Source organism: Serratia sp. AKBS12, from assembly GCF_024793895.1.
Taxonomy (GTDB): domain Bacteria; phylum Pseudomonadota; class Gammaproteobacteria; order Enterobacterales; family Enterobacteriaceae; genus Serratia_F.
Genome location: NZ_JANUSB010000015.1, coordinates 1,669,381 through 1,694,059, shown reverse-complemented (window position 1 = coordinate 1,694,059; position 24,679 = coordinate 1,669,381). Strand labels below are relative to the sequence as shown.

Annotated in this window: 19 protein-coding genes; 9 read left to right on the top strand and 10 right to left on the bottom strand. The window is 56.2% G+C overall.

The window, feature by feature from the left end; translation table 11 throughout:
- Positions 1-106: 106 nt before the first annotated feature.
- On the bottom strand, positions 107-3,586 hold the full coding sequence (mfd, locus tag NYE85_RS17820; protein WP_259006049.1) for a transcription-repair coupling factor: 3,480 nt from the start codon (positions 3,584-3,586) through the stop codon (positions 107-109).
- A gap of 237 nt (positions 3,587-3,823) precedes the next feature.
- Between mfd and lolC the strand changes: the two genes are divergently transcribed.
- Genes lolC through cobB form a run of 5 tightly spaced genes read left to right on the top strand, consistent with a single transcriptional unit; the run spans position 3,824 to position 8,793 of the window.
- Complete coding sequence (gene lolC, locus NYE85_RS17815) at positions 3,824-5,026, top strand: lipoprotein-releasing ABC transporter permease subunit LolC (protein WP_259006048.1); 1,203 nt, start codon at positions 3,824-3,826, stop codon at positions 5,024-5,026.
- Complete coding sequence (lolD, locus tag NYE85_RS17810) at positions 5,019-5,723, top strand: lipoprotein-releasing ABC transporter ATP-binding protein LolD (protein ID WP_259006047.1); 705 nt, start codon at positions 5,019-5,021, stop codon at positions 5,721-5,723. The genes lolC and lolD overlap by 8 nt, the downstream gene beginning before the upstream one ends.
- On the top strand, positions 5,723-6,970 hold the full coding sequence (gene lolE, locus NYE85_RS17805; RefSeq protein ID WP_259006046.1) for a lipoprotein-releasing ABC transporter permease subunit LolE: 1,248 nt from the start codon (positions 5,723-5,725) through the stop codon (positions 6,968-6,970). The genes lolD and lolE overlap by 1 nt, the downstream gene beginning before the upstream one ends.
- Positions 6,971-7,026: 56 nt before the next feature.
- Complete coding sequence (nagK, locus tag NYE85_RS17800) at positions 7,027-7,947, top strand: N-acetylglucosamine kinase (protein ID WP_259006045.1); 921 nt, start codon at positions 7,027-7,029, stop codon at positions 7,945-7,947.
- A 9-nt stretch (positions 7,948-7,956) separates the two neighbouring features.
- Positions 7,957-8,793, top strand: a complete 837-nt coding sequence (cobB, locus tag NYE85_RS17795; RefSeq protein WP_259006044.1) for a Sir2 family NAD+-dependent deacetylase — start codon at positions 7,957-7,959, stop codon at positions 8,791-8,793.
- 79 nt (positions 8,794-8,872) lie between these two features.
- Here cobB and potD read toward each other — a convergent pair whose 3' ends face one another.
- Positions 8,873-9,919: a spermidine/putrescine ABC transporter substrate-binding protein PotD gene (gene potD, locus NYE85_RS17790; protein ID WP_259006043.1), complete on the bottom strand. Its 1,047-nt coding sequence runs from the start codon at positions 9,917-9,919 to the stop codon at positions 8,873-8,875.
- A gap of 209 nt (positions 9,920-10,128) precedes the next feature.
- Between potD and NYE85_RS17785 the strand changes: the two genes are divergently transcribed.
- Positions 10,129-10,842 carry a MurR/RpiR family transcriptional regulator gene (locus tag NYE85_RS17785; RefSeq protein ID WP_259006042.1) on the top strand — a complete coding sequence of 238 codons (714 nt, stop codon included), beginning with the start codon at positions 10,129-10,131 and terminating at the stop codon, positions 10,840-10,842.
- Positions 10,843-10,860: 18 nt separating this feature from the next.
- Here the strand turns inward: NYE85_RS17785 and NYE85_RS17780 are convergent, their stop codons facing one another.
- The 5 genes from NYE85_RS17780 to potA all read right to left on the bottom strand — a co-directional run bounded on the left by NYE85_RS17780 (position 10,861) and on the right by potA (position 16,876).
- Positions 10,861-12,246: a glycoside hydrolase gene (locus tag NYE85_RS17780; protein ID WP_259006041.1), complete on the bottom strand. Its 1,386-nt coding sequence runs from the start codon at positions 12,244-12,246 to the stop codon at positions 10,861-10,863.
- A gap of 21 nt (positions 12,247-12,267) precedes the next feature.
- Positions 12,268-13,827: a PTS transporter subunit EIIC gene (locus tag NYE85_RS17775; RefSeq protein WP_259006040.1), complete on the bottom strand. Its 1,560-nt coding sequence runs from the start codon at positions 13,825-13,827 to the stop codon at positions 12,268-12,270.
- Between the two features lie 310 nt (positions 13,828-14,137).
- Positions 14,138-14,920: a spermidine/putrescine ABC transporter permease PotC gene (gene potC, locus NYE85_RS17770; RefSeq protein WP_259006039.1), complete on the bottom strand. Its 783-nt coding sequence runs from the start codon at positions 14,918-14,920 to the stop codon at positions 14,138-14,140.
- Positions 14,917-15,777 (bottom strand): spermidine/putrescine ABC transporter permease PotB, encoded by an 861-nt coding sequence (gene potB / locus NYE85_RS17765; RefSeq protein ID WP_259006038.1) that lies wholly within the window; start codon positions 15,775-15,777, stop codon positions 14,917-14,919. The genes potC and potB overlap by 4 nt, the downstream gene beginning before the upstream one ends.
- Entirely contained in the window at positions 15,761-16,876 is a 1,116-nt protein-coding gene (potA, locus tag NYE85_RS17760) for a spermidine/putrescine ABC transporter ATP-binding protein PotA (RefSeq protein WP_259006037.1), read from the bottom strand. The genes potB and potA overlap by 17 nt, the downstream gene beginning before the upstream one ends.
- Before the next feature lie 439 nt (positions 16,877-17,315).
- Here potA and pepT point away from each other — a divergent pair, with 439 nt between their 5' ends.
- Both pepT and NYE85_RS17750 read left to right on the top strand, forming a co-directional pair.
- Complete coding sequence (gene pepT, locus NYE85_RS17755) at positions 17,316-18,548, top strand: peptidase T (protein ID WP_259006036.1); 1,233 nt, start codon at positions 17,316-17,318, stop codon at positions 18,546-18,548.
- Positions 18,549-18,623: 75 nt separating this feature from the next.
- Positions 18,624-19,721, top strand: a complete 1,098-nt coding sequence (locus tag NYE85_RS17750) for a malate/lactate/ureidoglycolate dehydrogenase (RefSeq protein ID WP_259006035.1) — start codon at positions 18,624-18,626, stop codon at positions 19,719-19,721.
- 44 nt (positions 19,722-19,765) lie between these two features.
- On the opposite strand, the gene NYE85_RS17745 is transcribed toward NYE85_RS17750, so the two are convergent.
- From NYE85_RS17745 to phoP, 3 genes are all read right to left on the bottom strand, one after another.
- Entirely contained in the window at positions 19,766-20,887 is a 1,122-nt protein-coding gene (locus NYE85_RS17745) for a cupin domain-containing protein (protein ID WP_259006034.1), read from the bottom strand.
- A gap of 84 nt (positions 20,888-20,971) precedes the next feature.
- Complete coding sequence (phoQ, locus tag NYE85_RS17740; RefSeq protein ID WP_259006033.1) at positions 20,972-22,429, bottom strand: two-component system sensor histidine kinase PhoQ; 1,458 nt, start codon at positions 22,427-22,429, stop codon at positions 20,972-20,974.
- Positions 22,430-22,434: 5 nt separating this feature from the next.
- Positions 22,435-23,106: a two-component system response regulator PhoP gene (phoP, locus tag NYE85_RS17735; RefSeq protein ID WP_259006032.1), complete on the bottom strand. Its 672-nt coding sequence runs from the start codon at positions 23,104-23,106 to the stop codon at positions 22,435-22,437.
- 307 nt (positions 23,107-23,413) lie between these two features.
- Here phoP and NYE85_RS17730 point away from each other — a divergent pair, with 307 nt between their 5' ends.
- Positions 23,414-24,664 (top strand): nucleoside permease, encoded by a 1,251-nt coding sequence (locus NYE85_RS17730; RefSeq protein ID WP_259006031.1) that lies wholly within the window; start codon positions 23,414-23,416, stop codon positions 24,662-24,664.
- Positions 24,665-24,679 lie beyond the last annotated feature (15 nt).

Below are 24,679 nucleotides of genomic sequence, written 5' to 3'. Positions count from 1 at the left end.
CTCGCCGCGCCGGCCAGGCCATAGTGACGCGGCACTCGATTGTTGAACCACGCCGCTGAAGGTGCGTCCTGCCGCTAGCCTCGGCAGGACCACGGTCAACGCGCCATCAGACCGCCAGCGTATGCTCGCGGAACGCCGTCAGTAACTCGTCGATAAAGGTCAACCGCTTGCTGCGATCGGTCAGGTCGAGCATAAACTTCAGCTTGGTGGGGCCATCCAGACGGTAAACCTGCGGTTTGCTTTGCAACAGGCCAATCAAGTAGCCGGGGTCGACGCGGTTTTTGTCGCCAAACTCGATAAAACCACCGCGTTCGTTGCCTTCGATTCGCTTGATACCCAGGTTTTGCGCACGCTGGCGCAACGCCGCGCTGTGCAACAGGTTGCGCGCCGCGTCTGGCAGCTTGCCGAAGCGGTCGATCAGCTCGACTTTCAGCTCTTCCAGTTCCCCTTCGTTTTTCGCACTGGCAACACGCTTATAGAATGACAGTCGGGTATTTACGTCAGGGATGAAATCATCCGGCAACAACGCCGGCATGCGCAGTTCCACTTCGGTCTGGCTACTGGTCAAATCTTCCAGTGACGGTTCGCGGCCGTGTTTTAGCGCATCCACCGCGCTTTCCAGCAGTTCCATATACAACGAAAAGCCGATGGTGGTCATCTGGCCACTCTGATCTTCGCCCAGCAGCTCGCCGGCCCCGCGGATTTCCAGATCGTGGGTCGCCAGTGCAAAGCCGGCACCGAGGTCTTCCAGGGTGGCGATCGCTTCCAGTCGCTTGTGCGCGTCGGCGCTCATCGCCTTTGGATTCGGTGTCAGCAGGTAGGCGTAGGCCTGGTGATGCGAGCGCCCAACGCGGCCACGTAGCTGGTGCAATTGCGCCAGCCCGAAACGGTCGGCACGCTCGATGATGATGGTATTGGCGCTGGGAATATCGATACCGGTTTCAATAATGGTAGTGCAGACCAGCACGTTGAAACGCTGGTGGTGGAAGTCGTTCATCACCCGTTCCAGATCGCGTTCGCGCATCTGGCCATGGCCAATGGCAATACGCGCTTCCGGCACCAGCTCCGCCAGCCGTTGTGCGGCCTTGTCAATGTTCTCAACGTCGTTGTACAGATAATAAACCTGCCCGCCACGCAGCACTTCGCGCAGAATCGCCTCACGTACCACCAGGCTATCGTATTCGCGCACGAAGGTCTTCACGGCCAGACGGCGTGCCGGCGGCGTCGCGATGATCGACAGATCGCGCATGCCGCTCATCGCCATATTCAGGGTGCGTGGGATTGGTGTGGCGGTCAGCGTCAGGATATCGACGTCGGCGCGCATTGCCTTGATGCGCTCTTTATGGCGCACGCCAAAACGGTGTTCTTCGTCGACGATTAACAGGCCAAGATCTTTCCAGCGCAAATCGTTCTGCAACAGTTTATGGGTGCCGATAACGATATCGACCTTGCCGTCGGCGGCGTCATCCAGCACCTGCTGCTGCTCTTTGGCGCTGCGGAAACGCGACATCATTTCAATGCGGATTGGCCAGGTGGCGAAGCGATCGCGGAAGTTATCGAAGTGCTGTTGCGCCAGCAGCGTGGTTGGCACCAATACCGCCACCTGTTTGCCGTTCTCTACCGCCAGGAAGGCGGCACGCATCGCCACTTCGGTCTTGCCGAAACCGACGTCGCCACACACCAGGCGATCCATGGCCAGCGGCTGGCACATGTCGCTCAGTACTGCATTGATTGCCTGCTCCTGATCCGGGGTGGTTTCGAACGGGAAGGTCTGGCAGAACAGCTGATACTGTTCGCGGTCATGCTTGAAGGCATAGCCGCTCTTCGCCGCGCGCTGGGCATAAATATCCAGCAGCTCGGCGGCCACGTCGCGCACTTTTTCCGCCGCTTTCTGTCGTGCGCGTGCCCAGGCATCACCCCCCAGTTTATGCAGCGGTGCGCTTTCATCGGCACCGCCGGCATAGCGACTGATCAGATGTAACGACGATACCGGCACATACAGCTTGTCGTCGCCGGCATAGGATAGAATCAGGTATTCGGCCTTGATGCCGCCGGCTTCCAGCGTTGTCAGGCCGACATAGCGCCCGACGCCGTGTTCCAGATGCACCACCGGCTGCCCCGGGTGTAGCTCCGCCAGGTTACGGATCAGCGTATCGGTATTGATGGTGCGGCGATTGTCCTGACGACGACGGTTGACGCGTTCGCCGAGCAAATCGCTCTCACAGATCAGCGCCCGCTGGCGCAGGCCGTCAAGGAACCCGCGTTCGGATGCGCCGACCATCATATAGCGGCCCGCCGGTTCAGCCTGTTCGAGCCTGTGTATCAGGCTGGCGTTGAGCTTGATGCGGCCGAGCAGGTCTTGCAGCGTTTCGCGCCGCCCCTCGCTTTCCACCGAAAAAATCACGCTGCCGTCGAAGCCTTCGATAAAGCGACGCAAATTGTCCAGCGGCGCCTTTTGCTGCGCCTGAACCGCCAGATCCGGCAGCGTCTGATAGTCCAGATTGGTATTGCCGGCTTTTTTGGGCAGCTCTTCGGTTTTCAGCGCGATGCGCGGCCAGGCCTTCAGTTCGGCAAACAGGCTGTCTACCCGCAGCCACAGGCTTTCCGGCGCCACCAGCGGGCGCATCGGGTCAACGCGTCGGCTTTCATAACGCTGATTGACGTCCTGCCAGAAACGCTCGGCGGCGCTTTCCAGATTGCCGGTGTTGACGATCAGAGTATTGTCCGGCAGGTAACTGAACAGCGACGGCAGTGGCTGACTGAAGAACAGCGGCTGCCAATACTCGATGCCGGCCGGCCAGGTGCCTTTGCTAACCTGCTGATAGATGTGTTCGGCGTCACGGCGCACCTCGAACCGTTCGCGCCACTGGCTGCGGAACAGTTCGATGGCGTTTTTGTCGGTGGGGAATTCGTGAGCCGGCAGCAGATTGATCGCCTCAACCTCGCTCAGCGTGCGTTGGCTGTCAACGTCGAAGATGCGCAGGCTGTCGATTTCGTCATCAAAGAAATCAATGCGGTAAGGCTCTTCGCTGCCCATCGGGTATAAATCCAGCAGAGCGCCGCGGGTAGCGAACTCCCCGTGCTCCATGACCTGATCGACGCTGCGATAGCCGGCCTGTTCCAACTGAGCGCGTAGTTTGTTGCGCGACAGGCGTTGGCCTTTTTGCATCACCAGCGCATGGCCATGCAGAAACTCATGCGGGCAGACGCGCTGCATCAGCGTATTCACTGGGAGAATGATCACACCGCGTGCCATGGTAGGCAGATGATACAGGCTGGACAGGCGCGCCGAGATGATTTCCTGATGCGGCGAGAAGCTATCGTACGGCAGCGTTTCCCAATCCGACAGCGTACTGACCATCTGGTCGGTGAACTGCTGAATTTCGTCGCGCAGGCGCAGGGCATTTTGCATATCCGGCGCGATCAGCATTACCGGACCGCTATGGCGCTCGATAATTTCCGCGCATTCGACCGCGCAGGCCGAGCCGGTCAACTGCCCCAGTTGGCGCAGATCGCCCGCACGCTCGGGCAGGGTGTAACGGGAAGAGTCGGACGCGGAACGGCTACGATTATCAGAATTGCTCATTCAGGTATCTTTGATCTTAAATTGAAAGTGGTCAGGCGTGGTTACGGGTGCCTTTCTTTGTTCTTATACTAGCCCAGCGGGTGGCAAACTGACATAGGCAAAAGGCGCGATGGCGGTTAAATGCTCAGCCTGGGCGCGCGCGCGGTGAATAAAACGCGCCGGGTGGTTCCCTAATCAGGGTAGAGCCTTTATTATCCATGGTTACTTTGCTTAAGCTAAGGCAACAAAACGGATTTCATGTATCAACCTGTCGCGTTATTCATTGGCCTGCGCTACATGCGCGGGCGGGCTTCAGACCGCTTCGGTCGGTTTGTTTCCTGGCTTTCCACCATCGGCATTACGCTGGGTGTGATGGCGCTGGTCACCGTATTGTCGGTGATGAACGGCTTTGAAAAGGATCTGGAGAACAACATTCTGGGTCTGATGCCGCAGGCGCTAATCACCAGCCCGCAAGGGTCGATCAATCCTCAACAACTCCCGGCTACCGCGGTTCAGGGGCTGCAAGGCGTTAACCGCGTCGCGCCGCTAACCACCGGCGATGTGGTGCTGCAAAGCGCGCGCAGCGTCGCGGTCGGCGTGATGCTTGGCGTCAATCCTGACGAAGCGGATCCGCTGACGCCGTTTTTGGTCAACGTCAAGCAACGGCAGCTACAGCCAGGGGAATATAACATTATTCTCGGCGAGGTCATGGCGGGAAAACTGGGCGTCAAGCGCGGCGATAAACTGCGCCTGATGGTGCCGAGCGCCAGCCAGTTTACGCCAATGGGGCGTATCCCGAGCCAGCGAGTGTTCACCATTGTCGGTACCTTCCATGCCAACAGCGACGTCGATGAATATCAACTGCTGGTCAACCAGCAGGATGCGTCACGCCTGATGCGCTACCCGGCGGGCAATATCACCGGCTGGCGACTGTTTCTGCAACAGCCACTGGCGGTGGATACCCTCAGCCAGCAAACGCTGCCGCAAGGCAGCACGTGGAAAGACTGGCGTGAGCGCAAGGGTGAACTGTTCCAGGCGGTGCGCATGGAGAAAAACATGATGGGGCTGTTGCTGAGCCTGATCGTGGCGGTGGCGGCGTTCAATATCATTACCTCTCTTGGCCTGCTGGTGATGGAAAAGCAGGGCGAAGTGGCGATATTGCAAACCCAGGGGCTGACCCGCCGGCAGATTATGGCGGTATTTATGACCCAGGGTGCCAGCGCCGGCATTATCGGTTCGCTGCTTGGCACCCTGCTTGGCGTGTTGCTGGCGCTCAATCTGAATAATCTGATGCCGGTGCTTGGCGCCTTGATTGATGGTGCGTCGCTGCCGGTGGCGGTCGATCCGCTGCAGGTCACGATCATTGCCATCGCGGCGATGGCCGTTTCGCTGTTGTCCACGCTTTATCCTTCATGGCGCGCTGCCGCCGTACAACCCGCTGAGGCTTTACGTTATGAGTAACCATCTTTTGTTGCAGTGTGACAACCTGTGCAAGACCTATCAGGAAGGCAATCTGCATACCGACGTGCTGCGCAATGTCAGTTTTGCCATGCAGCCGGGCGAAATGATGGCGATTGTCGGCAGTTCGGGTTCCGGTAAAAGTACTTTGCTGCATCTGTTGGGCGGCCTCGATTCGCCGACCACCGGCAGCGTGGTGTTCAAAGGGCAGGCGATGAACGGCATGACCTCAGCCGCCAAGGCCGAACTGCGTAATCGCGAGCTGGGCTTCATCTATCAGTTTCACCATTTGCTGCCTGATTTCACCGCGCTGGAGAATGCCGCGATGCCGTTGCTGATTGGCGGCATGAAACCGGCGCAGGCGCAGGAAAAAGCGCTGGAGATGCTGGCCGCGGTAGGGCTGGAAAAACGCAGCAAACACCGTCCGTCGGAGCTGTCCGGCGGGGAACGCCAGCGGGTGGCGATTGCCCGAGCGCTGGTCAACAACCCGTCGCTGGTGCTGGCAGACGAACCTACCGGCAACCTGGACCAGCGCACTGCCGACAGCATTTTTGATCTGCTGGGCGAATTGAACGTGCGACAGGGCACGGCGTTCCTGGTTGTGACGCACGATCTGCAATTGGCGAAGCGTCTGAACCGTCAATTAGAGATGCGTGACGGCCATTTACAGGCGCAGTTGACGTTGCTGGGGGCCGAGTAATGAGCGCTTCGCCTCTGTCATTGCTGATGGCGCTACGCTTTAGCCGCGGCCGGCGGCGCGGCGGCATGGTTTCATTGATTTCGGTGATTTCCACCATTGGCATTGCGCTCGGCGTGGCGGTATTGATTGTCGGCCTCAGTGCGATGAACGGCTTTGAACGCGAACTGCAAAACCGCGTGCTGGCTGTCGTGCCACACGGTGAAATCGAACCGGTCAAGCAGCCGTTCAACGGCTGGCCGCAAATTTTGCAACGGGTCGAAAAAGTGCCCGGCATTCTGGCGGCGGCGCCGTATATCAACTTTACCGGCCTGATGGAAAATGGCGCGCAGCTGCGCGCGGTACAGCTGAAGGGCGTGGATCCGCAGCAGGAAAACCAACTCAGCGCCTTGCCGAAATACGTTCAGGGCAGCGCCTGGGCCAACTTCCGCAGCGGCGAGCAGCAGGTCATCCTGGGGAAAGGCGTTGCCGATGCGCTGGGGGTAAAACAGGGCTCGTTTGTGACGGTGATGATCCCCAACAGCGACCCGCAAATGAAGCTGTTGCAGCCGAAGCGCATTCGTCTGCACGTGAGCGGCATTTTACAGCTCAGCGGCCAGCTGGATCACAGTCTGGCGATGGTGCCGCTGGCCGATGCGCAGCAGTATCTCGATATGGGTGACAGCGTCACTGGCATCGCCATCAAGGTCAACGACGTGTTTGCCGCCAACAAGCTGGTGCGCGACGCCGGCGAAGTGACCAATTCCTACGTGTATATCAAAAGCTGGATTGGCAAGTACGGCTATATGTACCGCGATATCCAGATGATCCGCGCCATTATGTATCTGGCGATGGTGCTGGTGATCGGCGTGGCCTGCTTCAATATCGTCTCCACGCTGGTGATGGCGGTGAAGGATAAAAGTGGCGACATTGCGGTGCTGCGTACGCTGGGAGCCAAAGACGGCTTCATTCGCGCCATTTTCGTCTGGTATGGATTACTGGCCGGGCTGGTGGGCAGCGTCAGCGGTGTGGTAGTAGGCGTCTTCGCCTCATACCAGTTGACCAATATCATCAAGGGGATAGAAAAGCTGATCGGTCACTCTTTCCTGTCCGGCGATATTTATTTCATCGATTTTCTGCCATCGGAGCTGCACTGGCTGGATGTGCTGATCGTGCTGGCGACCGCCATCGTGCTCAGCCTGCTCGCCAGCTGGTATCCGGCACGTCGTGCCAGTCGCATCGATCCGGCGCGGGTGCTCAGCGGGCAATGATTGTCAAAAACTGGGGCGCAGCGATGCAGCCCCATTTTTTTAACATGAGGTAGGCAATGTATTACGGTTTCGACATGGGCGGCACCAAGATTGAACTGGGCGTGTTCGACGACAAACTGCAACGCATTTGGCAAAAAAGGGTCATCACGCCACGCGATGATTATCGGCAACTGCTGGCCACGCTGCGCGATTTAACCCTGGAAGCCGATGCGTTTTGCGGCTGCCAGGGAACGGTGGGCATCGGTATTCCTGGTTTGCCTAACGCCGACGACGGCACGCTGTTTACGGCCAATGTACCGGCGGCGATGGGTAAACCGCTGCCGCAGGATTTGGCGGCCTTGATTGGCCGTGAGGTGCGTATCGACAACGATGCCAACTGCTTTGCCTTGTCCGAGGCGTGGGACGACGAGTTTCGCCGTTATCCGGTGGTACTGGGGCTGATACTGGGTACCGGGGTTGGCGGCGGGCTAATCGTTGATGGTAAGGTGGTTTCGGGGCGCAATTATATTGCCGGCGAGTTTGGGCATTTTCGCCTGCCGGTGGACGCACTTGAGGTGTTGGGCCGTGATATACCTCGCGTTGCCTGTGGCTGCGGCCATCATGGTTGCATCGAGAATTACATATCGGGTCGTGGTTTCGAGTGGATGTACGCCCACTTTTATCAACGACACTTGCCGGCTACGCAGATCATTGCGCATTATCAGGCAGGCGAGCCGCAGGCTATGGAGCACGTTACGCGTTTCCTGGACGTATTGGCGGTTTGCCTGGGTAATTTACTGACCATTATCGATCCGCATTTGGTGGTAATTGGCGGTGGGTTGTCGAATTTTGACGCGATCTATCAGGCGTTGCCACCACGCTTGCCGAAAAGCCTGTTGCGGGTGGCCAGATTGCCACGTATCGAAAAGGCGCGCTACGGCGATGCCGGCGGCGTTCGTGGGGCTGCGTTCCTCAATGTGGTGGATGTTATTAGATAAGGAGAGGGTATGCACACGCGTCATCGATTATGCCAGTTTCGCAAAAGCAAACATGTGTTGCATCAACGCTTCCGTTCGCGGATTTTTCACCGCGATACCATGGCAGCGGCAGAATTGAAGAAACCATTTGTGGTGGTGCTGACCGGTGCCGGCATCTCTGCCGAGTCCGGTATCCGCACCTTCCGTGCGGCCGATGGGCTGTGGGAAGAACACAAGGTGGAAGACGTCGCAACGCCAGAGGGTTACCAGCGCGACCCGGCGCTGGTGCAGGCGTTTTACAATGCGCGTCGCCGTCAGCTGCAACAGGAAGACATTGTGCCCAACGCGGCGCACCGCGCCCTGGCCAGCCTGGAAGAGTGGCTGGGTGATAACTTCCTGCTGGTAACGCAGAACATCGACAACCTGCATGAACGCGCCGGTAGTCAGCGGGTGCTGCATATGCACGGAGAACTGCTTAAGGTGCGCTGTACCAGTTCCGGTCAGGTGTTTGCCTGGCCAGGCGATCTCAGCGTTGACGACCGCTGCCATTGCTGCCAGTTCCCGGCGCCGCTGCGGCCACATGTGGTGTGGTTTGGCGAGATGCCGCTGGGCATGGATGAAATCTATCAGGCGCTGGCCAAGGCGGATTTCTTCGTTGCCATCGGCACCTCCGGCCATGTTTATCCCGCGGCAGGTTTCGTGCACGAAGCGCGTTTGAGCGGGGCGCATACCATGGAGCTCAATCTTGAACCGAGCCAGGTGGAAAGCCAGTTTGATGAAAAGCACTACGGGCCGGCCAGCGAAGTGGTGCCGCGTTTTGTGCATAAGTTCCTGGTGGGGAAGGTAGAACGAGCCGATCGGCCTTAGCGGATTAGCAATCAAGGCGCTTGCCGCGCCTTGATGCTGTTCGTCGCGCTGCCATGACCGAGCATGCCCGGCCGGGGAATCAACGACCGGCTTTCAGCTTCTGGAAGTAGGTTTCGTACAACGTACTGGCGTCGCCAACGTCGTTTTGCCATTCGCCGTTTTTGATCACCGCTTCGTCAGGGTACAGAGACTTGTCATTGGCGATCTCCTTCGGCAGCAGTTTTTTGGCTGCCAGGTTTGGCGTCGGGTAACCGATGGTTTTGGCCACCTGAACTGCGATTTCCGGCCGTAGCAGGAAGTCGATCAGCTTATGCGCGCCTGCCACGTTCTTGGCATTGGCCGGGATCGCCAGGCTGTCCATCCAGAAAATGCCGCCTTCTTTCGGCCACACGATGTCGAGTGGCGTCCCTGCCTGACGCGCTACAAATGCCGAACCGTTCCATACCATGCCCAAATTGACTTCGCCTTCCATAAAGGGATTACCCGGATTGTCCGAATTGAAGGCCAGTACGTTCGGCATCAGTTTTTGCAGTTCGTGGTATGCCGCTTCGATTTCCTGCGGATTGGTGGTGTTGCCCGAATATCCCAGCTTGCGCAGAGCCATCTGGAACACTTCACGCGCATCGTCGGTCAGCAGCAGGCTGCTGGCATATTGCGGTTTCCACAGATCGGCCCAGGAGGTTACGCTCTGCGGATCGATCTCTTCACTGTTGACGCCAATCGCGGTGGCGCCCCAAATATACGGGATCGAATAATCGTTGTGCGGGTCAAACGGTTTGTTCAGCAGGTTGGGATCGAGATCGTTGAAGTGGCTCAGCTTGCTTTTGTCGATCTTCTGCAGCATGCCTTCCTTGCTCATCTTGGCGATGAAATAGGTGGACGGCACCACCAGATCGTACGCGCCGTCCTTGTAGGTCTTCAGCTTGGCATACATGCTTTCGTTGGATTCATAGGTGGAGTAAATCACCTTGATACCGGTTTCTTTGGTGAACTGTTCCAGCAGGCCTGGTGGCACATATTCAGTCCAGTTATAGAAATAGAGGGTTTTGCCCTCGTCAGCGGCGGCTGAAGAGCCGATGCTCAGTGCCATCATCCCGGCGGCGAGCAGATGTGACCACTTTTTCATGCAGCGTTTCCTTTGGCAGTTGTCGCATTACACAGTATAGGCTTGCCGATCCCTCAGTGCGCTATACCCCAGAGAGCGGCCATTATAGGGGGCGATTCCGGCAGGGTAAAGATGCTTATCCCGTTGGCAAATCAGCAATTTTTTATGCCGCGTTGGAAAGCCGTACCGGGTAAGATAAACCATGGCACCGATGATTATTGGGAGACGTAATGAATTTCAAACAGATATTCAGTCAGGTGGAGCTGAGCAAAACGGATCTTATGGTGCTCGATTATATCTATCAATTTCCTGAACTATGTATTGATGATGGTATTCGCGCCGTATCGGCACGCTGTTACAGTTCGCCTTCTACCGTGGTGCGTTTGGCAAAGAAGCTCGGTTTTCGCGGTTATCTGGAACTGGTGTATTTCATCAAATTTAAGCTGGTGGTGTCGCCAGCCGGGCAGACTCCGCTGGAGAGCGGCGTCGCCAGCAGTATGCAACAGCAGACGCGCTTTCTCGAACTGCTGGATCACGGCAAGATCCTTATCCACGGTAGCGGCTTTTCGCAACTGGTGGCGCAATATATGTACAATAAATTCATGACATTGGGCATCGACAGCTATTTATCGCTGTGGCCCGACTTTGACATTCTCGATCAAAAGATGCGCTTTCGTTTCGACATGGTGATCGTGATTTCCAAATCTGGTAATAGCGGCTCGGCGTTGAGCTGGGGCGATGCGGTGAAGCGCAATCACATCCAACTGGCGGCCTTTTGCGGCGATGGCGACAGCCCGCTGGCGCAGCGGGCCGATATGACCTTTATCTTTGAAGATCGGCAAAAGTACGATCACGACATCTATTACCCCAATCCGTTTTTTGGCCATTGCCTGTTGGGGTTTGAAAATCTGGTGAAAGCCTGGTTTGAACGGCATACCGGGTGAACGAGCGCCACCCGGAGGTTAGCGCCAGTGGCCAGTATATTGGCGATGCGCCTGCAAATACTCGTCCACCAGCGTTGTTGCCAATGAAAAAGAGTTGACCAGCGGATGCACCATCAGTGCTTTGATTGCCAGCATGCGATCCCCGTGCAGGATCGCAGCTACCGCCAGCCGTTCATATTCTTTAACGCGGGCGATCAGGTTTTTTTGCGTATCGGGTATATTGCGCATCTTTATCGGATGGATCCCCTCGCTGTTGAGCTCGCAACCGATCTCGATAACATCTTCCGGATGCAGGAAATCAAGCGTGTCATTATTCTGCATCGATACCACCACCCGCTTGTTCTGGCCGCTGCTGACCGCTTCTAGAATATCGATGGCCACGCCGGCATAGCCGCCGGTATCCGGTTGTTCGATAAACTGCTGCAATGTCAGCATTTCCCGCTGTTTCACTTTCCCCTGACTGGATTCGCGCTGCATGTATGAGTTTTCACGCGCCAGGTAATGGGCAAAATAGACCGCGAATGCTTGTTCCAACTGGTTGGGAATATCCATTGCCGACAGGTCCGCCAGCATACGCTGATTGATGGTGGCAATTTGTTCACCCCGGGTTTCGCCGGCAGCTAAAATGGCGGCAATCGCCTGCTCGCGATAATAGTAGTAATAGAGGTACTCGTTGAGTAGCTGATTATCCGAAAGAGCCACCAACTCCGGCGAAAAATATTTCATGCAGGTATCCCGATACAGGCGCGGGTTGGACAAGAGTTGCGGCATGACGTCTTTGCCGTTCACTTGCACGTTGCGGAACCAGGAAAGGTGGTTGAGGCCATAACAGTCGACGCTCAGTTCGTTTTCAGTGCACTCCAGCAGTTCGGCCAGCTCGCGAATGAATTCGCTCGGCGCATCGCAAATGCCATATACCCGCCGGGTGAAACCGGACTTGATAATCGCCTCGGTCACCATGCCGGAAGGGTTGGTAAAGTTGAACAATACGGCGTCAGGAGCGGAAATTTGCTCGATCAGGCGGCAATAGTCCAGAATGGCCGGGATCGAGCGCATCGCCATGGCGAAGCCGCCAGCACCGGTGGTTTCCTGCCCCAGAACCTGATGATTGAGGGCGATGCGTTCGTCGTCAATGCGGCCGGCCTCGCCGCCTATACGCAGCGTGGTAATGATGTAATTGGCATCGCGTAACGCCTCTTGAGCATCGTCGGTAAGGCGCAGGTGGATATCGCCACGAATGCGTGCAAACACCCCCTGGGCAATGGCACCGTAAACGGCCAGCTTTTCACTGTCGTTATCCAGGAATACCACTTCGCTGATGCCAATGCGGTGAGCATTATAAGCAATCGACTTGGCCAGGAACGGTGAGCGCACGCCGCCGCCGCCCAATACGGTTAATTTCATGGTTTATCTCCCAATTGAAAATTATGAAATGGCCAACTGTTTCTCTAGCTGATTTTTTACTTTCCCGACGCTGAGGCCGTAAATAACCTGAACTTCACTGCGGTTTCTGACTATTCCTTTGGCACCGGTCAGCTTTAATATTGCCTCGTCGATTAATCGCATGTCCTTTATTTCTACCCGCAAACGGGTAAAGCAATTATCAACGGAAACAATATTTTCCTTACCGCCCAGAGCGTCAATAATCATAGCGCTCACTTCACCTGACCGTTTTTTATCCTCGAAGTATTCCTGCTTGGAATACAGTTTGACATTGTCGTCATCTTCACGCCCTGGCGTTTTTAAATTCAGCCTCAGCACCAGCGTTTTAAAGACCAGGTAATACACCGCAAACTGCACCAGGCCGATGACGATAAATAGCGGCCAACGTGTGAGTGATACTGGTAGCGGCAGGTTATACACCAAAAATTCAATCAGACCGCTTGGCCCCCATGGACGAACCTGAAACAGATTGCAGGCCACCTGTGAAAGTGCGGTCAACAGCGCGTGGATCACCCATAACAGCGGTGAAACAAACAGGAAGGTGAATTCAATCGGCTCGGTGATGCCAACCAGTATTGATGTGGTGATGGCCGGGATCAAAATAGCTTTCGCCAGCTGTTTCTTTGCCGGCTTTGCCGTGTGGTAAAACGCCAGCGCAGCTCCGGATAGCCCAAAAATGGTGACCATCCCCTGCTGTGAAAAGCGCAACGCTTCGTTCATCAGCGGGGAAAGGCCCGGTTCGCGCATGTAGGCAAGAAAAATGGCTTGAGAACCGGCTATGGTATGACCGTCCTGCACGATGGTGCCGCCAATGCTGGTCAGTTGGAAGGGCGACCAGATGAAATGATGCAGCCCGGTTGGGATCAGGAATTTCTCAAAGAAGCCGTAGACAAACACCCCGAGAGAGCCGGCACCCTTCATAAAACCGGTCAGCGCGGTCAGGCCGTGCGAGATAGCAGGCCATAGGTAGCTAAAGCCTATGGCCAGCGCGATGATAATGGGAGTCATGGCGATCAGCACCAGTTTGGCACCGCCATAGACTGAAAATACGCCGTTCAGTTCGATATTGCACAGGCGATTATGCACCCAGGCAATCGTCACGCCGAGGATCAGGCCAAGAAAAATCCCCATATCAACCACGGTGAAGCCCAGCAGTTCGGTTTGCCCGGTGCCGTAATATTCACCATTGATCTTTTCTGCCACTCGGCCACTGAGTTCAAGATAAGCATGGTTGGCGCCAAGGAACATAATAAAGCACATAACTGCCACCAGCGCGGCTTCACTTTTTTTATCCTTCGCCAGGCCATAAGTAATGCCTATACAAAAAATCAACCCCAAATTGCCAAAGAGAGGCCAAAAGGTATCCCCGATCAATTTTCCACTTTGGGATAACAGACTGCCTTCATTAATCAGGCTGGCGTTGGTAAGAATAGAACTTAATGCCAGAATTAAACCAATTACCGGCAGAAAAAATATTGGTCCCATCATGGCTTTGGAGAAAAGCTGTAGCTTGCTTAAGATATTATCGCTAAACCCTTTCATGGCAGTACCCTTATTATTGTAGGACGACGTTGCTGACGACTCTCCGTGCACGGGTGAAATAATAGATGGATAATCAGGCGAACCCTGCCTGCGATCGGTTATAAAATTATTATGCGCGCAGGGCAATGGTTGCAGGGAAATAGGCACCGGTGGTCAATGGCTGACAACCGGTGCCAAATGTGAAGCAGTTCACAATGAAGGGTTTTTTTACCGGCGCCAATAGGCGCGCGGCGATGCCCGGCGTTGTTCTGTCGTGAGTCAGCTGCCGGGTAGTGGGTATGTAGCGGCCGTTCCCTGGCCCCCGACGCGGTTAGGTCGATTTGACGCTGCGGTCGCGCAGAATCAACTGGCTGGCGAGTACCAATATCAGCGACAGCATCAGCAGAATGGTGGCCAGCGCATTCACCTCTGGCGACACGCCGACTTTTACCATCGAGTAAATCTTTAAGGGTAAAATCTCATAACTCGGGCCGGTCACGAACGATGATACCACCACGTCATCCATCGACAGGGTGAAGCTCAGCAGCCAACCGGCTGCCACTGCCGGCATTGCCAACGGCAAAATGATCTTGCGTAGAATGGTCACTTCGCCGGCGCCGAGATCGCGCGCTGCTTCCAGCATTTTGACGTCAAAGCCTTTCAGGCGTGAATAGACGGTCACCACCACGAACGGCAGGCAGAAGGTGATGTGCGAAAACAGCAGCGACCAGAAGCCGAGTGAAATCCCCAGCAGCATAAACAGCACCAACAGCGAAATGGCCATCACGATGTCCGGCGACATCATCACCACAAACAGCATGCCATTGACGAACGGTTTGCCACGAAAACGGTAGCGATACAGCGCCACGGCGGTCAGTGAGCCGATCAGCGTGGCGAAGGTGGCCGACAGCACCGCCATGGTCAGTGAATGGCCGGCCGCCTGCAACAGGCTGTCGTTATTCAACAGCGTACTGTACCAGTCGGTGGTAAATCCCTGCCAGTTAATGCCGAAGCGTGAAGCGTTGAACGAGTTAACGATCAGAATCACAATCGGGATGTACAGATAGGCATAAATGATGGTCATGAAACCACCGCGAAGCAGGCGTCCGATCATTCCAGTTCCACCTTCTTGTTCAACAACTTGGCCGCACGATAATACACCAGCAGCATCAGGCCCATTACCAGCGTCAGGCAGATGCTGGTGGCCGCGCCAAATGGCCAGTCACGAATGTTCAGGAACTGGCTCTTGATGACGTTACCGATTAACAGATTTTTGGCACCGCCCATCAGATCCGCCACGAAGAACAGCCCCATCGCCGGCAGCAGTACCAGCAGACAGCCGGCGATGATGCCCGGCATGGTCAATGGAATGATGATGCGAATAAAGGTTTGCAGCTTGCTGGCGCCCAGATCGCGCGCCGCTTCCAGGCAGGATTTATCCAGTTTTTCGATGCTGGAATACAGCGGCATCACCATAAACGGCAGCAGAATGTAGATCAGTCCGAGGATCACCGCTTCGGAGGTATACATAATGCGAAATGGTTTGTCGACAAGTCCCAGCCATAGCAGAAAATCGTTTAAATAGCCGCGGGTGCTGAGAAACAGCTTCAAGCCATAAATGCGAATCAGTGAGTTGGTCCAAAAGGGCACGATCAACAGGAATAGCAACAGCGGTCGTATCTTTTGCGGCAGGCGCGCCAGGATAAAGGCGAAGGGATAGCCGATGATCAGACAGCACAGGGTGGCTATCGCGGCCATGTTCAGCGAGTGCAACAGCACGTCGGCGTACAATGGGTCGAACAGCCGGGTGTAGTTGTCCAGCGTAAACACCATCTGCACCAGATTGGCGTCGTCGCGCGTCAGGAAACTGGTCGCGATGATCATCAGGTTCGGCATGAACACGAACAGCAGCAGCCAGGCGACCACGCCGACAATCACCACATTCTGGAACAGCTTACGCGAGGTTTTCATCGGCCAGTACCACCTCCCAGCTTTCAACCCAGGTCACCGCCATTTTCTGGTTCAGCGAATGGTCGACGTCCGGATCGTCCTCGTTAAAAAATTCGCTGACCATCACCATCTTGCCGTTTTCCAGCTCGACGACCGATTCCAGCGTCATGCCCTTGTAGTTTCGTTCACGCACATGGCCAATCAGGCCGTCGACCTGCTCAGCGCCGTTGATTTCCTCTACCCGCAGATCTTCCGGCCTCAGCAGTACCTTGAGTTGCTGGCCTGCGCTAACCGGCTGGCTGACGTAAATGTCGCATTCGCGTCCTTCCACGTTGGCGCGCACCCGCTGGGGGTCGATGCGTTGCAACACGGTAGCATCAAAAATGTTGATCTCGCCGATAAAGCTGGCGACGAACAGATTACGCGGCTCTTCGTAGATCTCGCGCGGCGTGCCGTCCTGTTCAATGCGGCCGTCACGCATCACCACGATGCGATCTGACATCGTCAGCGCTTCTTCCTGATCGTGAGTGACGAACACGAAGGTTATGCCGAGTTTGCGCTGCAACGCCTTCAGTTCGTTCTGCATCTGCTTGCGCAACTTGTAGTCCAGCGCGGAGAGCGATTCGTCCAGCAGCAGCACCTTGGGTTTGTTGACCACCGCCCGGGCGATGGCGACACGCTGTTGCTGACCGCCAGAAAGCTGGCTCGGCCGTCGCTGGGCAAAGGTGTCGAGCTGGACCATACGCAGCGCTTCTTCCACCCGAGGGGTGATATCCGCCGCCGGGGTTTTTTGCATGCGCAGGCCAAACGCCACATTTTCAAACACCGTCATATGCGGGAACAGGGCGTAGCTCTGAAACACGGTATTGACGTGGCGATGCTCGGCGGGAATGTCGGTGATGTCCTGACCATCGAGCACGATCTGGCCGCTGTCGGCGTCTTCCAGGCCGGCAATCAACCGTAGCACCGTGGTCTTGCCGCAGCCGGATGGGCCAAGAATGGTCAGGAATTCGCCGTGGTTAATGGTGAGCGCGAGATCGGCGATGATTGCCTTGCCGTCGAAACCTTTGCTTAGTGCCTTCAGTTCAACGAGTGGTGTCAGAGAAGATTTCTCAGTCATTTATGGTGTCACTCTATCCCGTGGGGTGATGCAGATAGAACCGCCGCTGGAAAAGACTGCGAGAGCTGCGGGGTTACCCCGTATTAACAATTAAGCTCAAAACCAGCGACGCCGCTTGAAATTTTTAGAGCGCGCATGATAGACGCTGAGCGAGCGAAATGAAAGCCAACGCGCTGATTTTCACCATTATAGCGACACAATGCTGCAATTTTATGCGCTGATTGTCTATCAATCTCGCGCAGTGTCAGCGTGCGCTCTGCGTGTAAACCGAATCAGAACGTCGGCACGTGGTGTTATCCCCTGGCGTAGCTTCATACGCATATTAGCGAAACATCACGGTAATTAATGATTTTAGTTAACGCGGCTTAAACTGACCTGTCTCAATATTCGGCCAGCAGCGGTTGCGCATAATGAAACGCGACATTCTGAGGGTGGAACCATGGACAAACTACTTGATCGTTTTTTTCACTACGTCACTTTCGACACGCAATCCAAAGCGAACGTCAAGCATGTGCCGAGCACAGACGGCCAGTTGAAGCTGGCGCGTGCCTTGCAGCGCGACCTGATCGGACTGGGATTTGAACAGGTATCGCTCAGCGAACAAGGCTGTGTGATCGGCACGCTGCCGAGTAACGTGGCCTGGCCGGTGCCGGCCATCGGTTTCATTGCTCATCTGGATACCTCACCGGACTTTAACAGCAAACATGTTAATCCGCAGATTGTGGAAAACTACCGCGGCGGCGATATCGCCCTTGGCATCGGTGATGAAGTGCTGTCACCGGTGATGTTCCCGGTGCTGCACCAAATGCTGGGGCAGACGCTGATCACCACCGACGGTAAAACCCTGCTCGGTGCCGATGACAAGGCCGGTATTGCAGAAATCATTACCGCCATGGTGCGGTTAAAGCACAGCCAGATCCCGCACGGCGACATTCGCGTCGCCTTCACACCAGACGAAGAAGTGGGCAAGGGCGCGCATTACTTTGACGTAGAGGCATTTGACGCCGAATGGGCATACACCGTCGACGGCGGCGGCGTGGGCGAACTGGAAGGTGAAAACTTCAATGCGGCATCGGTAACGGTGAAGATTGTTGGTAACAATGTCCACCCCGGCAGCGCCAAAGGCGTGATGGTCAATGCGCTGTCATTGGCGACTCGGCTGCATCAGGCGTTGCCCGCTAACCAAACGCCGGAAACCACCGAAGGCTATCAGGGGTTTTACCATCTCACTAGCATCAAGGGACATGTTGAACGTGCCGAAATGCACTACATACTGCGCGATTTTGAACGTGACGGCTTTGAAGCGCGCAAGCGCCAAATGATCGCTATCGTCCAGCAACTGGGTAAAGGCCTGCCGCGCGATTGCAGCATTGACCTCACCATTGAGGACAGCTACTACAACATGCGTGAGCAGGTGGCTAGCCATCCGCATGTGATTGCGCTGGCGCAGCAGGCGATGCGCGATTGCGGTATTGAACCGGTGATGAAACCTATCCGGGGTGGCACCGACGGTGCGCAGCTCTCCTTTAAAGGCCTGCCGTGTCCGAACCTGTTTACCGGCGGCTATAATTTTCACGGCAAGCATGAGTTCATTACCTTGGAAGGCATGGAGCAGGCGGTGGCGGTGATTATGCGCATTGCGGCGCTGACCGCGGAGCGTGCCAAGGGGTAAATAAAGTACTCACTTGCCGCATGCTGCTTTTGTGCCTAGGGTTGTGGTTACCATTTTAGGCACAAGGACTTGGTAATGAGCACTGATTACCGTATCAACAGCGACCGATTGGGGCAGTTTGTACAGACTATCTGGCGTCACGCCGGCAGCAGCGCGCGTGAGGCCGAACTGGTGGCAGAACATCTGGTGCAGGCCAATCTCGCCGGCCATGATTCGCACGGCGTCGGCATGATCCCAAGTTACATGGCGTCGCTCGGGCAAGGCCAACTGCAACTGAACGCGCACGCCAGGCAGGTGAAAGACGCTGGCGCAGTGTTAACGTTTGACGGCGGCAAGGGGTTTGGTCAGGTGGTGGCCAGCGAAGCGATGGAGCAGGGTATTGAACGCGCGCGGCAGCTGGGGCTGGCGGCGGTGGCATTGCACAATGCCCATCACGTTGGCCGCATTGGCCATTGGGCGGAGCAGTGCGCGGCGGCCGGCTTTATTTCCATCCATTTTGTCAATGTGGTGGGTGATCCGATGGTGGCGCCCTTTGGTGGCAGCGATCGGCGATTTGGCACCAATCCATTTTGCGTCATCTTCCCGCGACCGGGCAAGACACCGTTGCTGCTGGATTTTGCCACCAGCGGCATTGCCTTTGGCAAAACCCGTGTGGCGTACAACAAGAGCTTGACGGTTGCGCCTGGCTATCTGATCGATGAGCAAGGGCGGCCGACCACCGAGCCGAAGGTGATGCATGAAGCGCCGTTCGGTTCGCTGTTGGCCTTTGGCGCCCATAAGGGCTATGCGCTGGCAACGATGTGTGAAATCCTCGGTGGAGCGCTGTCCGGTGGGCGTACGACCCATGACGAGACGCTGAAGGCTGCGGGTAACGAGGCAATTACCAACTGCATGACGACGCTGATCCTCAATCCGGACGCTTTTGCCGCACCGCAGATGCAGGCTGAAGCGGAAGCCTTTATCGACTGGGTGAAAGCCTCGCCGGAAAGTAGCGATGTCCCGATTCAGGTACCGGGGGAATGGGAACAGGCTAACCGTGCAGCGCGGCTGGCTGACGGCATCCCGATTGACGGCAACACCTGGCAGCAGATTTGCGCCGCAGCGCATCAGGCCGGCATGCCGCTGGACGAGTTGGAGCATTATCGGGGGTTGGCAAGCCAAGAACCACACTGATGGTGTAGAGAAACGCCCCTCGGCATACTGCGAGGGGCATTTGGTCAATCGTTGAAGTACCAGTAGCCGCTGTTAACCAGCGTGGTCAGCAATGCCAGGAATGACGGATCGTCGATCGCCCCGCCGAGCATGGCGGCATCGACGCAAAAGTGTTGGCACAGCGCGTCAGCGGCCTGCTGCTGTTCGGTGTCAATCAACTCCCCGTTGACGAAGCAGCGATCGCCAACGCGCAGTACGCGCAGCCCGCCCAGGCGTTGTAGCGCTTCGCCCTGTTGCAGTAGCTCGTAGATGTCGCCGGCCTGATACGGCGGCTCTGGCGGCGCAACGTCCAGTTCATGGCGCGATTGCGAAATGAATTCACCAAACCACTTTTCGAAATGTTCTGGCTGTTGCACCAGATCCAGCATCATCTTGCGCAGCGAGTCCACTTCCTGCGGCAATACCGTTGCCGGTTGATCGCGCAGCGTGATGTCAGGATCGCTGTAGCGCTGGCTGCCGAGTTCACGCGCCAGTACATAATCGGCAAAGCCACTCACCAGTTCACGGCCGTTGGGGGCGCGGAAGCCGACGGAATAGTTCAGCGCGTTCTCCAGCGCGTAGCCTTCATGCGGGAAGCCCGGTGGAATGTACAGAATATCACCCGGTTCCATTTCTTCGTCGATGATCGCGTCAAACGGTGCCACCTGGAGTAGATCGGGGTGTGGACAGTGCTGTTTCATCGGCACTTTTTCGCCCACGCGCCAGCGGCGGCGGCCGGTGCCCTGAATGATAAACACGTCGTATTGATCGAGATGTGGCCCCACGCCGCCGCCGGGTACCGAGAAGGAGATCATCAGGTCGTCCATGCGCCAGTCTGGCAGTTGACGGAACGGCCGCATCAACGCGCTGGAAGGCTCGTGCCAGTGGTCGACCGCCTGTACCAGCAGCGACCAGTTGTTTTCGCCCAAATGGTCATAACTTTCGAACGGCCCGTGTGCCACCTGCCAGCGCCCGTCTTGATGGCTGACCAAACGGCTATCCACTTCGTTTTCCATTGCCAGCCCAGCCAGCTCATCCGGGGAGATCGGATCGATAAAGTTTTTGAAGCCGCGCTTCAGAATTACCGGACGCTTTTGCCAATAACGTTGCAAAAAGTCGTTCCAGTCCAAATCTAGTTGATAATCCATAGTCTATTCCAGGATAGAGGAGTGAGCGTGACAGGGATTATAACGGAAGTCAGGCCCGTTGGATCGGGGCCTGAGCAACAGAATTCATTCGTTGTGGTGGGAATCGTGCTGGCGAGCGAAGGTGACCATCATGCGCGCGCCGCCGAGAGGGCTGTCGCTGATGGTAATGCTGCCATCGTATTGTTCAATGATTTCCGCTGCCACTGACAGCCCAAGGCCCTGGCCGGGACGCAGGGTATCGACGCGCTGGCCACGTTGGAATATCAGGCTGCGTTTGCTTTCCGGAATGCCGGGGCCGTCGTCGTCGATGACGATGGTAAGGTTTTTGTCAGAGTGGAGCGAGGTTATTTCGACAAATTCGAGACAGTATTTGCAGGCATTTTCCAGTATGTTGCCCATCACTTCCATAAAATCGTTTTTCTCGCCGACAAAGGTGATTTCCGGCGAGATATCCAGCGTGATCGCTACGCCTTTACGTTGATAAACCTTGTTCAGCGCCACCGTCAGGCCGTCGAGCAGCGCGGATACCGAATGGATTTCGCGCGTCAGCACCGTCTGACCCGAGTTGATGCTGGCGCGGTGCAGATAATAGCCGATCTGTTGCGAAATACGGCTGATTTGCTCCAGCATGATGGGTTCGGCTTCTTCGATGGTAGTTTGCTTACCGGAGCGCAGCGAACGCAACGTGGTCTGCAATACCGCCAGCGGCGTTTTCAGACTATGAGTGAGGTCGGATAGGGTGGTGCGATACTTGGTATAGCGCTGGCGTTCGTTACGCACCAGAATGTTCAGGTTGCGCACCAGTCCGCGCAGTTCGCTGGGCGGGTTTTCATCCAACTGTTCGCGTGCACCGTTTTCCAGTTCGCTGACCTGATTGATCAGCGCCTTAATCGGCCGCAGGCTCCAGTAGGCCGCCAGCCACAGCAATGGCACCACCAGCAGCAGGTTGGCCAATAGTACGTAGCTGAACCATTCCCATACCACGTCAGAGCGTTGCAGTTCCTGCGGAATGGAATCCACCACCACGATGGTCAGTGCGGGCAGACGCGTGGTTGCCGCGTATTTATTGACCGCCACCGAGTGCGTCAGCGCGTTCTGGTCGTTGTCGTCATAACGTTTCAGCTGATCCTGGGCCTTGGGGTTATCGCCGAGCACTTCGCTACTGACGTGCGTATCGGTGTCTATTTCATAAAACCCCTGTTCCTTCAGCCAGTCGCGCTGGATCAGTTTTTCCAGTTCCGGCACCTTGCGCTGGCTCCACAGCAGTTTGCCCTGTTCATCATAGATGAACACCAGCGTCGGCGAATTGATGTCGATATCCGGCGGTATGGTGATGGTCAGTTTCTGATCTTTCCACTGCGCCAGACTGAAGAATAAATTGCTCTCGCCGCGCAGCAGGCGGAACGCGGTCTTGTCGAAGCTGACGATATAGCCGACCACGGCCACCAGGCCATAGGACAGCGACAGCGCCAGAATGACCCCGGCGGTCGCCATCAGGAAACGCGCGCGCAGCGAGAACGGTTTTTTATCCTTGTTGAACATTATGCTCACTTGGTATCGAAACGATAACCCTGACCGCGCACCGTAGTGATGACTTCCTGCGGATATTCAGCCTGTAATTTCTTGCGTAGACGCCCCATCAGTACGTCGATGGTGTGGCTTTCACGCAGTTCGGCGTCCGGATACAGTTGCAGCATCAGTGAATCTTTGCTGACCACTTTACCGGCGTTGCGGATCAGCGTTTCGATAATGGTGTATTCGAACGCGGTCAGCTTGATCGGCCGATCGTTGACGCTCAGCTCACGCCGCGACAGATCGATCTGGAACGGCGGCATCACGATCACCTGCGACGCCAGGCCGCTGTTGCGGCGCATCAGCGCCTGCATGCGCGCGATCACCTCTTCCAGGTGGAAGGGCTTGGTGACATAGTCATCGGCGCCGGCTTCCAGCACGGCGACCTTGTCCTGCCAGCTTTCACGGGCGGTGAGCACCAGGATCGGCAGTTTCACCTGATGTGCACGCCAGCGGCGGATCAGGCTCATGCCGTCTTCGCCGGGCAGGCCGAGGTCGACAATCGCAATGTCCGGCGCATGTTCCTGCAGAAAGTAATCCGCTTCTTTGGCATCCTCGGCGGCGTCAACCTGATGGCCCATTTCGCGCATTTGTACTGAAAGGTGATGGCGCAGTAGACCGTTATCTTCAACAACCAATACTCGCATAGAGCAGACTCCTGTTTACGCGCGGGTGAAGCTCCGTCGTCTAAATTATAAAGGTATCACGCATTTAAGCATGCTTTTACTGCCTGATTATCTGCAATAACCGATAAACGTTTGATAAACAGTTTGAGCGCTAATGTAAACCAAACTTAAATAACACTCTGCTGTTTGAAATGTGAGCAAGATCGTTGAAAAACCCCAAAGGTATTACTAAGGTATTTCATAGGTATCTTATTGATGCCGACACCAGGGTATTTCACCGCCGCCCGCTTGCATGCGGCAAGGCCAGTTAGCCAGTAAGGATATAATAATGAAACGTCCTCACCTGAAGCTGTCTGTCATGATGTTTATCGAATGGTTCATCTGGGGCGCATGGTTCGTCCCGCTATGGCAATACCTCAACAAACTGGGCTTTACGCCGGGTGAAATCGCCTGGTCCTACAGCAGCACGGCGATTGCGGCGATTGTTTCGCCGGTGCTGGTCGGGGTGATTGCCGATCGCTATTTCGCCGCGCAGAAAGTGCTGGGCTGGTTGCATCTGGCCGGCGGCATTCTGATGCTCATCATCGCCTGGCAGACTGAATTTTCCCGCTTCTTCCCGCTGCTGGTGGTGTATGCCATTACCTATATGCCCACCGTGGCGCTGACCAACAGCATCGCCTTCGCCAATATCGGCGATGCCGAGAAAGAGTTTCCACGCATTCGGGTGCTGGGTACCCTCGGCTGGATTGCCTCCGGTCTGGTGATCGGCTTTTTGCTGCCGCCGCTGCTGGGTATGGGCAATATCTCCGACACCAATCAGCCACTGATCGTTACCGGCATCGCCGCTATCTGCCTTGGGCTGTACAGTTTCCTGCTGCCGAATACGCCGGCACGCGGCACCGGGCCGGTGGATGTCAAAGCGCTACTGGGGCTGAATGCGCTGGGATTGTTGAAAGATCGCTCGTTCGCTACCTTTGCGCTGTGCTCGTTTCTGTTTTGCATGCCGTTGGCGTTTTATTACCAGTTCGCCAATGGCTATCTGACCCAGGTAGGGTTGCCCGATGCCACCGGCTGGATGACGCTGGGGCAGGTATCCGAAATTTTCGCCATGCTGGCCTTGCCGCTGCTACTTAAACGTTACGGCATTAAAAAGGTGCTGATGCTGGGGTTCATTACCGCCGCGATCCGCTACCTGTTCTTTATCTATGGCGGCACCGCTGACGTATGGGCATACAGCATGCTGTTCCTCGGCATCTTGTTGCATGGCGTCAGCTACGATTTCTATTTCGTCACCGGCTACATCTATGTGGATAAAAAGGCGCCGGCGCATATGCGTACCGCGGCGCAGGGGTTAATCACGCTGATCTGTCAGGGGCTGGGCAGTTTTATCGGCAACTGGCTAGGAGGGCAGGCGATGACCACCTTTGCGCTGCAACAGCCGCGTAACGGCATGACCTTCGACTGGTTTGCGGTGTGGGGCGTGGGAGCGGCGATGGTGGTGGCGGTGATGCTGCTGTTCCTGCTGTTTTTCCGCGAGCGCAACCACAGCATCACGCCGATCAACATAACCCAGCCTTAAACCACCGGCCGGGCC